This window comes from Streptomyces sp. Z423-1, assembly GCF_013009255.1.
GTDB classification, from domain to species: Bacteria; Actinomycetota; Actinomycetes; order Streptomycetales; family Streptomycetaceae; genus Streptomyces; species Streptomyces gossypiisoli.
In genome coordinates this window covers 9381113-9394094 of record NZ_CP053109.1, presented here as the reverse complement: position 1 = coordinate 9394094, position 12982 = coordinate 9381113, and the positions used below count along the sequence as shown (strand labels likewise).

Sequence of the window (12982 nt, the reverse complement as noted above, 5' to 3'; positions counted from 1 at the left end):
GAGCGCACCTCCGGCCGTGATCAATTCGAGATGAAAGACGGGATAACCTGCGTCGTCGATCGCGCGGCCAGCTCTCCGTGACAGTGATCCGCACCCTCCGGTTACGGGTCTCCACAGCGATTTCCCGTCACGGGGACTCCCGTACGGCCGCAGACAAGTGAAGGGCAGTCATGGCCGAAGAGAAGGCAACCAGACGCCGGCCCAGGGCATGGCACGCGGCCGTCGCCCTGCTCGTGTGCGCGGGTGTGGTGACCACGGTCGCTCTCGTCGCCGGATCCGGCGGGGCCGCGGCACCGTACGACTTCGACGGCGACGGATACCCGGACCTGACCGTCGGCGTACCCGGCGACTCGGTCGGCGGCGACGCCCGTGCCGGATCGGTCGTCGTCGCGGACGGCACCTCCACCGGGCCCGCGAGTACCGCCGTCCGTATCAACCAGGACTCCACGGGCGTGCCGGCGTCCGCGGAGGCCGACGACAGCTTCGGGCAGGCGGTGGCGAGCTGCGACTTCGACCGCAACGGCTACGCCGACCTGGCGGTCTCCTCCCCGCTGGAGGCCATCGGCACCACCGAGGGCGCCGGCCTGCTGACCGTGCACTACGGCGCCTCCGGCGGGCTCTCCGGCTCGACGACCGAGGCCTTCACCGAGGACACCGCCAACTACCCCGGCTCCGTCGCCAAGGACGAGATCTTCGCCTACTCCCTGGCCGCCGGGGACGTCAACGGCGACGGCTATTGCGACCTGGCCGTCGGCCAGCCCCTCGACAACGCCGGGGGCAAATCAAACGCCGGAACCATCAAGCTGATGTTCGGCACCTCCACCGGCCTCAACGCCACCGACACCATCCAGCTCGACCAGTCCACGGCGAACGTCCCCGGCGTCCCCGAGGCCGAGGACCGCTTCGGTGAGCAACTCGCCGTCGCGGACGTCAACGGCGACGGCGTCGGCGACCTGATCTCCGCCACCATCGGCGAACAGATCGCCGGTACTTCGGACCGCGGCTCACTGCACATCCTCTACGGGCCCGTCAAGAACGGCGCCCCCGCCTCCGGCGGGTACGTCGACTCCGGAAACGTCATCGGCGTCGGCGAGTTCGCGGGCAGCGCGCTGGCCGTCGGCCACTTCAACGACGACGAGTACGCCGATGTCGCCGTCGGCGTCTCCGACCAGCAGGTCGGCACCAAGGGTGCCGCCGGGCGGATCGCCGTCTTCTACGGCGGCTCCCAGGGACTGTCCGCCACCAGCCGTGTGAAGCTCTTCGACCAGTCATCGCCCGGCATCTCCGGCGAGCCCGAGTCCGAGGACTACTTCGCCTCCTCCCTGGCCGCGGGCGACTTCGACGGGGACGGTGTGGACGATCTGGTGCTGGGCATGCGCAGTGAGGCGATCGGCTCGGCCAAGGGCTCCGGCGCCTCGATGATCCTGTTCGGCAACGCCACCGGCGGCATCACCACCAAGGGCGCGCTCTGGATCGACCAGGACACCGTCGGTGTCCCGGGCACCGTCTTCGAGGGTGACCACTTCGGCTGGACGGTCGGCGCCCTGGACACCGACGGCAACGGCCGTGTCGAGCCTCTGATCGGCGCTCCCGGCAACGCCGCGGGCACGGTGACCGTCCTCAAGGTGAAGCCCGGCACCCTGGAGTCCGCAAAGGCCCTCGCCGAGAGCGACCTCGGTTTCACCGCCGGCGGCGACGGCGACGCCTTCGGCATCGCGCTGGCGCACTGAGCAGGCGGCGGGCGCCCAGGAGCTCACGGCCGCCCGCCTCCTGGATGCCCTGGCCGAGTGCGCCCGGGGCATCCGGGATTGCCCGGCCCAAAGCCGCAGCACACCCTGCCCGTGGCACCCACCTCCCCTCTTGCGGCCGAACGCGCATGGTTCCTCGCACGGCAGATCATGGCCAAGGGGCGTCCCTCCCGGGAACACGGCCTGGGCATCGTGGCAGTGGGCCCCGGCCACAAGGCCACAAGGCCACAAGATCGACTCTGACGACGCCATCGGCTCAGCGCGCACCTGCACCACGTACAGGGGGACAGCCTCACCAGCCCCCGGCCGGCCGCCGACCGGATGCGCCCCACGTGCTGCGCGTGCAAATGCCGCGCCGCGCCCCGTAGCTGATCACGTGCCTGGAGGGCTACCGCCGGGCAACGTCGCCATAGTTGGCTCGACTACTTGGGTGTGCTGCGGTGACTGCGCAGCACGTGGCCCGGTCCACCGAGCGAGCAACCGTCGATTCTCCGTGGAATATACGCAGCGCCGGTCAAGGTCAGTCCTGGCGCCCGGAACGCACCCCTCTCGGCGATGCCGTACGAGTCCAGCCGCAGCCCCCTGATGCCGTAGATCGGTTCCCGCAGAGCTCGAACTTCGTGTCCATGCGTTCGCCGGAGGCCTCTAGGCAGGCGATGGCGACGCCGTATCCGTACACCTCATTGCGGGCCGGGAGCGGGTGCAGCAGCACGCACTCCTCCAGCATGACCGCAGCGCGCCAGAAGGCGTCGGGATGGTGCTGATCATGCCGGGGCAGGTCGACCCGGTGGCGCTGGGCTGAGCGGGCGGCCTTCCGTGTGAGTCCTTGGGCGGCGGCGCCAGCCATGCTCAGCATCGGCGGCAACAACGGCCACGCCTCCTTCACATTTCCGTTTCTCTGCGTGATTCAACAAGAGCGGGGCGTAAGCGGCATGACGCAAAGCCCCCTTGAGCCGGCCTGGACGCGGTAAAAGAATTCTGCGGTAGCAAGGCCGCACTTGCGTCCCGGGACCGGCGGCACAGCAGTCACGATCGCAATGTGAGGAGAACGTCGTATGCCCGACGCCGACTGTCGAGACGCCGCACACTCGATCACCCTGACCGACGGCACCGCCACCCGGACCCGGGAGGCAACCCCCGTCGACCTGGCGCCGGTCCAGCAACTGCACCACCGCTGCTCGCTGGGCAGCCGAGCCCTGCGGTACCACGCGGGCAAGTCCCAGCTCTCACCCGCCGAATGGCGCCACTTGTCCAACCCGGAGAGCGGCACCACCCTGGTGACCACTCCGGCCGAGCGTGCGGACCACATCATCGCCATGACCAACGTCATGCGCACCGATCATCAAGGGGTGGGGGAACTCGCGATCCTGGTCGAGGACGCGTGGCAGGCCAAGGGGCTCGGCACCGCGCTGGCCGAACACGCCACCACGGTGGCCCGCCGCGAAGGACACCACACGCTGACCGCCGCGGTGACGGCGAGCAACAAGCCGATGCTCCACGTCCTGCATCGACTGGACGCGACGCCGACCAACACCACCGGACCCGTGTTCGACCTCCGCATCCCGCTGTAAACGCGCACACCGCGGCGGACACTGGGAAATCGGCCGTGACGCCCGTCCGGCGACGCTCGTACGGGCGCAGCAAAACGCATGGGCGGCTGGACACGTACCGGTTGCAGGCCGACGCAGTGTCCGCCCGGTACGTGCGTCCGGGCCGGCCGCGTAAAAGCCAGTACATGGCAGCTCATACGACGCCCATGGCCCACCACGCGTCTTCGTCGCCGTCGACGCAGTGGTGGTCCTCGCGGGACCTCCGGCTGCGGCAGCGGCAGGCGCCGCAGCTGGCGCAGCGCGGTGCTGCGGGACACGGGCACGGCCAACAGGTCGGCAAGGCTTGCGCCCGCCCGGCCGCATGACTCCCGCGCCACCTGGGATATCTGGCCGGCCGGCCGCACCGTGCGGCGCTGATGACGCTTTAAGTCGCGCAGGATCGCCAGCCCGGAGCGGGCCTGGCTCACTGTCAGTTCGGTGGCTCTGGTCAGCTGCGGCAGCGTCAGCCCGATGCCCTGGGCCTCGAAGAGCACCGTGCGGATGCGGTCGGCGTGGGAGCGGGCCGCGTCGCCCTTCCGCCGCGGGAGCCGTCCACGGCCACGCTCGGCAGCGCAATCAACCCTCCACCACTACCGAGGAAGCCCGCTGGCTCTGGCGTTGGCCACCCATTTCACGTTCCAGGAACGGCCCAAGATCCCCGCGCAGGTCTCGGGTTCCCGTTCTGGGAACCCGACGCGGCGCGAGCGCCGACGAACACGCGGTGGACATACGGCCCGCTGATTCGCGCCGCGCATTCCGTCACCTTAGGAACCGCATTTCGTCGGTTCCCCCTCTCGGGTGGCGGGCTGCTGTTGTCCTGTGCCGGGGTTGGCCTTCCCCGGACAACGGGGATGAAAGATGCCTGTAGTCGGCTCCGACACGGTCAGCGTGCGGCGCTGAGCAGGAGACGTTCGATGTCGGGAAGCGTGTCCTCGCCGGGCTCATAGGCCTTGATCGCTTGGATGGTGCGCTCGTCAAGGACCGGTGCGACGCCTTCCAGCGCGCCAGGAGGATCCATTCGCCGGTGCTCGCGATCGTCCCGCCATTCCTGTCCCGGTGATCCTCCACTGATTGTGACGGTGCTCAGGAAGTCATCGATGCGCTGAATGACGTGATCTTGTGGGTCCGGCTCGGCTGCCTGCCGTCCACCAGCGGCAGCGCCTGGTGACGGGCTCTTGCCGGCGGACGGCTTTGCACCAGCCGCGGCCCTGGCACGAGCTCCGTCGGCAGATGGCAGCGTGCCGGCCCCGTGTTCGCTGGACTGGCCATCCCGGGGCATGGGGTCGGGCTGGCCGTTATGGCGTTGGGCTGGCGGTGGCGGGACCCTCAGGGTGCGGCAGGCGTCGGCAGACAAGAGGACGAAAACCGCGCCCGTTGCGATGTCATGGCGGGGGGCTGCGTGCTTCTCCCACACTCCAGCCATGTGAGGACTAAGCGCGATGTTATGGCCCATGCTCCAGACACGCCATGCGTCGGCGACGTCAGGGGCCTGGTGTTGCAGGAGGTCGGCGAGTGAGCGGCCGACAACCGGCGCAGGCCAGGTGAAGTCCAAGAACCGTACCCAAGGCGCCTCGCCATGAGAAAGGCGGCTCCTGCGGGAGAATTCGGTGCCCAGCGTGCTGAGGGTGAAGCGCACGTCGTCGGTAACCGCCCGGCCAGCGAGGGGGCGGGCGCAGGCGATGATTTCTGTCAGGATGTCCAAGTCCTGCTCGTTCTCGCCTGCCTGGAGGCACGTCGTGCGCCAGTTGGAGTCGCGCTCGATGGGGATCCACAGGCGCCTTGGCGGGCTTTCAGCCTGCATGTTGAGCTGGTCCAGCCTGTGATGGCTGTGGCTGGGGACCTGTGACGCCCGGCCCAGGCATGTGGTGAGGTCGTTCAGCGCCTCGACCATCCTTTGAAGGGTAGATGCGCCTGCATGTGCGCCGGTGCCTGAGCATCCGTCGATCAGCCACACCTGTGCGTCATCGGCGACTGGGCGAGCAGCGAGTGCTTGCAAGTACGCGGCAATGACCGTCTTGCCTCCCCCGCTGGAGCAGACTAGCTGCGCCTTGAGCTCCTGCATGCATTCCCCGCTCAATGGGGGTCGCGGTCCGGAATTCGGCATCACGGCTGGCGACCGGTTCCCCTGACTGGCTGGCCCGCCTGCGCCCGTCATGTTGCCTCCCACGGGGACGCGGCGCAGCCGGTCAAGTACGGCGGCGGGGTCAGTGGGAGTGAAAGACTGGGTGAAGTCGTCCACGGCAACACGCAGATCCAGCTCCGCTGCCGGGTCTTCGTCGTTCCCGCGCGCGTGCAGGCCTGCCATCTCCGGCATAGGCACGCCCTTGTGTCCGCGCGTGTGGTTATCGCTCATGTGCGTCCCCCTTTCCGTGATGTCGTGCGGCGTATCCGCTGAGCAACTGCGCGAGGCGGGCGCGGGCGTTGTGCCATGTGGCCTTTACGGTGCCCGGGGCCCGGTCGATCTCCTCTGCAATTTGTGCGATGGAGCGCTCACCGAGCAGGACCAGGGCGGCCACCTCCCGCTGCCGGGGCGGCAGCTGGGCCAGCGCCCTGACCAGGTCGATCTGGGTTGTGGCCGACGTGATGGAGTCGGGAGTTAAGCCGCTCATGTGACCGGCGTCGTTGATGGCCTGTGCCTCGCGGGCGGCACGTGAGTGGTGGCTGCGGGTGTCATTGAGGGCGACCTTGTACAGCCAACTGTCCAGGCGTTGATAGCCGCGAATCGCGGGCCACGAACGGACCGCTTTCTCGAAGGTCCGCTGAACGATGTCCTCAGCCAGGTGCCGGTCGCCGGTCATCGCGGTCACCACACGTACCAGTTTTTCGTAGTGCCTGCGTACAAGGGACGCGAAGGCCGGGTCATCGGCGGGATGTCCGTGGGCAGTTATGGCGCGGATGTCGAGCGCGCGCGCCTGGGGGATCGTCTGTGCCACCGCAGTGGCTTCCTGCTCGCTGGTCAACCGTGGGACTCCTTCCGAGCCGTTCCACTTCGTACCCCTTCGTCACAGGGCCCGGCGCATCTTGTCCACGCCGAGCCGGCCGCTTCTCCCCCCAGGCGCGGCCAAGCCGTGTCCCCTGCTGCAGTCCCGTGGTCTCGTGCAAACCCTGGGATGGTGCGCGGTGGACTTTCTGCAAGGAGAAGCCCTCCGGGGCTCAGAAGGTTTAGCCGCGCCCGAAAAAACTTCGGTCGTGTTCCCTGAGAGCCCGCACGGCATCGCTGCTGGCATCGAGTTCACCGTTCGGTTCTGCGGCGTAGAACCGCGGTGGGGGGCGGTTGCCGAGACAGCCGCCGCTCCGGCCCCGCCCTTCCGAGCACCAGAACCGGGTATCAGACGATGAGGTGGTGGAAGAAGGCGACCGCGCTGGCGAACGCCGCGCACCCTGTCAGCACTCCCACAGCCGGCGGCGCTCCGCCCAGACACGTCAGCACCCCTGCACCAATGCCCACCAACACGGACAGCGTCAGAACCAGCGTCGCCCGCAGCGACAGCAGCCCTTGGGAATCACTGCTTCCCGGTCCTGTCCTTCCAGCACCCGCCATGACCGCACCTCTCTTATTAGCACGCACCCTGTGTACAGAAGGAAAAGCCGCGTAGGCCCTCGGCAGGTTTAGTGGGCTCCTTCGGTCATGGCGAGTCAGCAGCTGAAGCGGCTGTGCAGATGACCGAGACGTCACCGCCTGCACCACAGAAGTCCGGATACCGAACTGCGGCCGTCAGAAGTGGCCGAGTTGCTCATCCGGCATGGCCGCGCTGCCGAAGCCATCGCCGGATCGCGGTCACCGGACGGGAGATCGCAGATGCCTGGCAGCGCATCATCCGCTCGCTCCAGCACAATGCCCCCGACTCGTACGCCGCGCTCCGCGCCGGCGCCAGCCCCGCCGACATCGCCGCCCTGGAAAGCGGCCTCGGCGTTCAGATACCCGTCGAGCTGCGCATCCTGTGGTCTTTGACCGCAGGCGACGACGGGGCCAACGGCTGGGGCTGCCTGCCCGGCAACCGGCCTCTGATGACTCTGGACGCTGTGGCCGCCGCCTACCGGCTGAAGATGAACTCACAGGCCGACCAGGACACCCTCAACGCCGACCGTCCGGAAGAGGAGCGGATCACCGTGTGGAAGCCGACCTGGATTCCGGTTGTCGCCCTCGGCCCGGCTGACAGCACCTCGGGCCTGTACCTGGACGCCGCGAACGGACACCTGGGTCGCTGGTCCCGCTACAACGAAGCCCCCGGCGACGAACTCGACACCCTGGTCACCTACCTGGAAGAGGCCGCCGACATGCTCGAAGCCCCGGCCCTGGCCACGCGGGACAAGCCCGGACCGCGGCAACGACCTCGTCACCCTCGACGCGACCCGGTACAGCAACGACTGGCGTTCCTTCCTCCGCTCGGACGGCGAGCACCTGTCCGACACTTCCCACACGCGGTCGACTTCTCCTGCACCGTCAACGCGTCCCTGAAGGCCGGAGATTTCTTCGGCGGCCCGCACGGCACGGCGTTCAACGACACGGACGACCTGCCGTCCGTTTTCCCCCCGCACGCTGACCCTGCGCGGCGGCGCCCGCCTCGACGCGGTGTCGCTCACGCACGACGGCGGCACGGTCCTGTCCCACGGCAGTAGGGGCGGCACGGCCACGTCCCTGGCCCTGGCGTCCGGCGAGCACCTCACCTCCGTCAAGCTGACGCAGGGCCAGAAGAACGGCCACACCCGGATCTTCTCGGTCATCTTCTCGACGGATCGGGGCCGCACCCTGTCGGCAGGTACGCCGAAGAGATCGACAAGCTGGGCGTGCCGTACGCACCGATCAGCTGATCTCCCTCGTCAGGCGCAGCTCCTCCCGGACGCGCTTGTGGACACGGACGCATGGCCAAAGACACGGACGCGTAGCCGGAGCCGTCGGCCGTACCGTGCCGTGCTCCCGCGCGGCGTCAGCGCAGCGCGGGAGCACGGGTCCATGTGCGGCGGGGCTGTTGTCAGCCGTCACCGCCGGGCGGGGGTGTGACCGGTCCGGGCCAGGCGAAGGCGTTGGTGTAGAGCCGTACCTTCGGGTCCTTGATCTCGTAGTAGCCGACGGTGTCGTAGGCCGTGGTCGCGAAGTCCAGCCTGCCGTCGCCGTTGAAGTCGGCGACGGCGATACGTGCCGTGGACTCGGTGCTCACCTGCTGCTCGACGAGCGTGTTCCCCCGGGCGTCCAGCTTGTAGTACCAGACGCCCTGTGCCGGCGCGGGGCCTCGGCGACCTCACAATGAACCAACGTGACGAAGCCGCCCTCGATCGACCTGGAGCTCACCGGCACGGCCGCGGACCCTTACGGCAACGAGCGCGTCGGCTTCGAGGGCTCGGCCGAGATCCTGCGCTCAGAGGGGCCGTTGGTAGTTGCCAAGACCAACGAGACGGCCGCCTTCCGCCCGCTGCTGGGATCCTCGATTTGGCCGGCGCCGTGGTCGCCTTCGACGCCCTGCACAGCGTCAAGGGCCAGGTGCGCCGGTTCCGATGCGGTAGAAGAAGGCAACTACATCGCGGTGATCGAGGAAATCAGCCGACCGTGTTGGCATAGTCAAGGCCCCGCCCTGGAACAGGTGCCCGTAGTGCACGCTGTCTCCGGGAGTGGGCACAGGCGGCGGGAGCCCGCTCGATCAAGACCACGGCTGTCGCGGCGAAGCTGAGCTGGATCGCTTCCCGCAAGCGCGGCTCGCCTTGCGCACCCAACGGCGCTGACCGGAGAGCGCCGAGTGCAGACACGTGAGACGGTCTACGACTTCACAAGTCGCCATACCCACGAGGCCAGCCCGCCGACCCGGGCGGATACATGCACGGACCCTGGGAAACGAGGACTCCAGCTGCCATGTCGGGGATGCCGAGCGATCCGGGACGGATCCGAACACGCCTCTGGATCTGGGGCATCACCGCCAGCCCGCTTCTATCGGGAACTTGGAACCGCCCTGGTCGCCTGGTCGATCAACATTTCGGCAAGTTCCCGGGCATCCTGGTACGGAAGCGTGTCGTTGAGCGAGGTGGAGAGGGCGCGGGCGCCCTCGAACAGCAAGGCGAGCTGCCGTCCGAGGGTTTCGGGCTTGTGCGCGCCTGCCTCGGCGGCGGTTTTGATCAGACGCTCGGTGAACTCTCTTTTGTGACGCTCGACCAGTGCTGCGGCCTCGGGCATCGTCCCGGCCGCTTCGACGGCGGCGTTGTGCAGTGGACAGCCGCGTACGACCTTTGCTGGCGGCGAGTCGGCGAACAGTGCCGAGAGACGCTCGCGCGCGCTGAGGTCGCCGCGCTCCAGAACGGTCTCGAGGTGCACGGGCCCCTCCGAGTCCGACTCGACACGTTGCAAGTAGGCGCTGACCAATGCCTCCTTGCTAGGGAAGTGCTGGTAGAACGTGCGAGTCGACACGTGCGCCACGTCTGTCAGCTTCGCGATACCGGTGACGTGTATGCCGTCGCGCGCGAACAGTTCGACCGCGGCGCGCAGGATGCGCTCCCGCGCCCCGCGCCCGCCTCGAGGGGTACCGGCCGTTGTTTCACTCGTTGCCATGCCGCAAGTATACCGATCGCTTTACTTCCCCCGCGGGGCGTGCTACGTTCGACGAAGTACAGCGATCACTTTACTTGGTGAGGGTTTCGCGCACTACCTGAACGCCGGCTCGTCTGGCGATTCTGTTGGCGGCTGCCCTTGCGATCGGATCGCGTACGGCCGCTCGGCTGTTGACCGGGCCGGTCAGGTTGATCAGGAGGCCACTGCCCGCGGCCGTGCGGGAACAGGCCGGATCGAAGAGAGGTAATCATGCAGGACAAGGAAGCCTCCGTCGGCGCGGTGCCGGCGGGAGACAATGAACTGACCGAACTCGGTGTAGCGGCCGCAGCCGCCGCAATTCGTGACGGCGACATTACGTCCGAGGCGTACTCGGCCGCACTTCTGCGGCGTGCGCGGCAATATTCCGATCTGAATTCCTTCATTACGATAGATGAATCCGCCGTGCTGTCCGCTGCCAGAGAAGCGGACAAGGCGCGCGCGGCGGGTTCCAGCGCTCCTTTCCTTGGCATCCCCATCGGAGTGAAGGACAGTTACTCAACGCGTGATCTCCCCACAACGCTCGGCGTAAAAACCCTGGAAGGTTTCACGCCAGCCGGAGACGCCGATATTGTCGGCGCAATCAAAAATGCCGGTGGTATCGTCTTCGGCAAGAACAATCTCGTTGAGATGTCCTGGGGGCTGACTGGAAACAACAGCCGCTATGGGCAGGTGAAGAATCCCTACGGCCGCGCACACGTGCCGGGGGGGTCTTCGAGCGGCGCCGGAGCGTCTGTCGCGGCCCGCATCGTGCCTGCGGCACTGGGCGGCGACACGGTCGGCTCCATCAGAGTGCCCGCGTCACTGTCTGGCGTGGTGGGCTTCAAGCCGACCACGGGACGGTGGCCGAGTCGTGGCATCGCGCCGGTTTCGCACACGCTCGACACGGCAGGGATCCTGGCGCGCAGCGTGGATGACGCCGCGCTGATCGACCAGGTCGTCATGAATGATGTCGCCGCTCCCCGTTCTGATCGTTCCGATCTGCACGGGGCGAGGTTCGCTTACGCTCCCAGGCAGCACATGGAGCTGATCGATCCTGACATCGAAAAGCATTTCCAGAGTGCGCTCCTGCGCCTGCAGGACGCTGGTGCCGAAGTTGTCGAGATCGACCTCGGCGAGGATTATTCCACGCTAACGGATCGGATAGCATGGAACCTGTTCTTCCGTGAGACGATGGAAGCGGTGACAGATTTCCTTCGCCAGAACAACTTCCCGGTTTCTTTCGATGAGATTTACCACGATCTCAAGCCGGAACTCAAGGGAGCGTGGGATCATCTCGTCCTGCCGAGCGGACAGGGCTATATTTCGCAGGAGGCCTACGAGGCGACACTCTCCGTCGATCGCCCGGAACTCCAGCGCCGACTCGGTAAGGTATTCACGCACAGCGGCTTCGATGCGCTGCTCTTCCCGACGACGCCCAGCCCCGCACCGCTGATCGAGCAGCGGTCGATGTTCACAGTCGCGGGCGAAGAGGTCCGTGACCTGTTTCTCGCGAAGAACACCGTTCCCGCCAGTGGAGCCGGCCTGCCGGGCATCAGCATCCCCGTTGGTCTGACCGGACAGGGCCTGCCCATTGGGCTCGAAATCGACGGCGCGCATGGCCATGACAGGAAGCTTCTCGATCTGGCACGTCGAGTGGAGTCCGTCTTCGACACCCTGCCCGCGCCCGCGTAAAGGTACGCGCGACGCCGCCTCACATGGAGTCATCCGGGCGGACAGCAGTCCGAAACCCATGACTCAAGCGGCGCCCCGGCGACCGGTGCTCAGCGACATTTCGAGTACCGCCTGACCAGGGTGGTTCCGGCGTAGTTTCCGACAGGACAAGCGAACGTGGCGGTCGCGCCCGGCGGTCCGGCAGTTGCGTGGCCGGCCTCCGGACGCGCCGCCGTCGGCCTGTGCGGCGGCCTCCGACTCGGGCGCTGCCTGAGTCAGCCGACCGGGAAGGTGTCGGGAGTCCTGATGCGGTCCCGGATCCACACGCCGGCGGGCTTCAGAGGTGCCGTGCCGACCCAGGAACCGGGGTTGTCGCAGGTCCCGGTTTTGAAGACAGCTCCGGTGCGGTGGTCGTCGGAGAAGTTCCAGTTCGCCCAGCTGATCTTCTTGCTCGCCATGAGGTCGAGATAACGCTGCGACATGGCGAAGTCGTTGTCGCCTTCACCGGCGTAGTTCTGGGTGCCGAACTCGGTGACGAAGACGGGCAGCGCGTCAGCTGCACGGGAGAGGGTCGCCAGGTACTCGTCGCGGTGCGAGTCGGCGTAGAAGTGGAAGGTGTACATGATGTTCGAGGCTCTGACGGGGTTATTCACGACCTCGGACTCGTTGGCGCCTTCGGAGACACCGAACGAGGACCATGCACGGGTGCCGACCAGTACCGGGGCGTCGGAGTCGATGGCCCGGATCGTCGGGATGATCTGTTCCGCGTAGCTCTTGATCCGCGACCAGCTCACGCCGCTGGGCTCGTTGGCGATCTCGTAGAGGATGTTGTTCTTGTCCTTGTTGCGATGCGCGATGTCGGTGAAGAACTGCCGGGCCTTGCTCAGGTTGGCGTGCGGATCACCGGGGGTGAGCATGTGCCAGTCGACGATCACGTACATGCCGCGGTCGGTCGCCTGCTGGATCAGGGAGTTGGCGAGGTTGGTGAAGTACTGGGGATTCGTCTCGTACCCTCCCTCCTGCACGTAGGTCGAGACGCGCAGAACGTCGGCCTTCCAGTCCAGGGCCAGGGCGTCGAGTGAACCGCTGGTCAGACAGTGCGGATACCACTGGGTGCCGTGGGTGCTCATTCCGCGCAACTGGACGGGGTTCCCCCGGCTGTTGCAGAGCTTGGTGCCGCAGACCTTGAGCTGTCCGTTGACGCCGACCGGTGTGTCTGCCGCGGCCCGCTGTCCCTGCTGCGCTTCGGTGGCGGATCGATCGATGTCTGATGTCAGCTTGACCGCCGCGGCCGACTGGCCGGCCGCCGCAGACCGCTGGTCGGGGGTCGCGTGAGCGGGGCCATCGGGGGTGGCGGTGGTCAGCAGCAGGGCACCGCCGAGTGCGGCTGCCACCGCGGCCGGACGTAACAGCTTGAGCCT

9 protein-coding genes and 2 pseudogenes are annotated in these 12982 nt (G+C 67.4%); 5 read left to right on the top strand and 6 right to left on the bottom strand.

From position 1 onward, the window contains the following. Positions 1 to 170: 170 nt before the first annotated feature. Positions 171 to 1730 (top strand): FG-GAP repeat protein, encoded by a 1560-nt coding sequence (locus tag HJD23_RS42635; RefSeq protein WP_171115825.1) that lies wholly within the window; start codon positions 171 to 173, stop codon positions 1728 to 1730. 538 nt (positions 1731 to 2268) lie between these two features. Here the strand turns inward: HJD23_RS42635 and HJD23_RS42630 are convergent. Then, positions 2269 to 2595: a hypothetical protein gene (locus HJD23_RS42630; protein WP_240980951.1), complete on the bottom strand. Its 327-nt coding sequence runs from the start codon at positions 2593 to 2595 to the stop codon at positions 2269 to 2271. A 208-nt stretch (positions 2596 to 2803) separates the two neighbouring features. Between HJD23_RS42630 and HJD23_RS42625 the strand changes: the two genes are divergently transcribed. Then, complete coding sequence (locus HJD23_RS42625) at positions 2804 to 3319, top strand: GNAT family N-acetyltransferase (protein WP_171115823.1); 516 nt, start codon at positions 2804 to 2806, stop codon at positions 3317 to 3319. A gap of 901 nt (positions 3320 to 4220) precedes the next feature. Here the strand turns inward: HJD23_RS42625 and HJD23_RS42620 are convergent. Further along, positions 4221 to 5228: a hypothetical protein gene (locus HJD23_RS42620; protein ID WP_171115821.1), complete on the bottom strand. Its 1008-nt coding sequence runs from the start codon at positions 5226 to 5228 to the stop codon at positions 4221 to 4223. 451 nt (positions 5229 to 5679) lie between these two features. Beyond that, entirely contained in the window at positions 5680 to 6297 is a 618-nt protein-coding gene (locus HJD23_RS42615; RefSeq protein WP_171115820.1) for a sigma-70 family RNA polymerase sigma factor, read from the bottom strand. A 1361-nt stretch (positions 6298 to 7658) separates the two neighbouring features. On the opposite strand from HJD23_RS42615, the pseudogene HJD23_RS42605 reads away from it, so the two are divergent. Beyond that, a pseudogene (locus HJD23_RS42605) lies at positions 7659 to 8149 on the top strand (endonuclease); the annotation flags it as partial. Between the two features lie 161 nt (positions 8150 to 8310). Here the strand turns inward: HJD23_RS42605 and HJD23_RS42600 are convergent. Continuing rightward, positions 8311 to 8496, bottom strand: a complete 186-nt coding sequence (locus HJD23_RS42600) for an FG-GAP repeat protein (protein WP_171115818.1) — start codon at positions 8494 to 8496, stop codon at positions 8311 to 8313. Between the two features lie 99 nt (positions 8497 to 8595). On the opposite strand from HJD23_RS42600, the pseudogene HJD23_RS44585 reads away from it, so the two are divergent. Next, positions 8596 to 8700, top strand: a pseudogene (locus HJD23_RS44585) (polyisoprenoid-binding protein); the annotation flags it as partial. A gap of 557 nt (positions 8701 to 9257) precedes the next feature. On the opposite strand, the gene HJD23_RS42595 reads toward HJD23_RS44585, so the two are convergent. Continuing rightward, positions 9258 to 9872 carry a TetR/AcrR family transcriptional regulator gene (locus HJD23_RS42595; protein ID WP_171115816.1) on the bottom strand — a complete coding sequence of 205 codons (615 nt, stop codon included), beginning with the start codon at positions 9870 to 9872 and terminating at the stop codon, positions 9258 to 9260. 249 nt (positions 9873 to 10121) lie between these two features. On the opposite strand from HJD23_RS42595, the gene HJD23_RS42590 reads away from it, so the two are divergent. Next, a complete protein-coding gene (locus tag HJD23_RS42590) occupies positions 10122 to 11582 on the top strand; it encodes an amidase family protein (protein WP_171115814.1) in 1461 nt (486 codons plus the stop codon). A 254-nt stretch (positions 11583 to 11836) separates the two neighbouring features. On the opposite strand, the gene HJD23_RS42585 is transcribed toward HJD23_RS42590, so the two are convergent. After that, positions 11837 to 12826 carry a glycoside hydrolase family 5 protein gene (locus HJD23_RS42585; protein WP_240981021.1) on the bottom strand — a complete coding sequence of 330 codons (990 nt, stop codon included), beginning with the start codon at positions 12824 to 12826 and terminating at the stop codon, positions 11837 to 11839. Positions 12827 to 12982 lie beyond the last annotated feature (156 nt).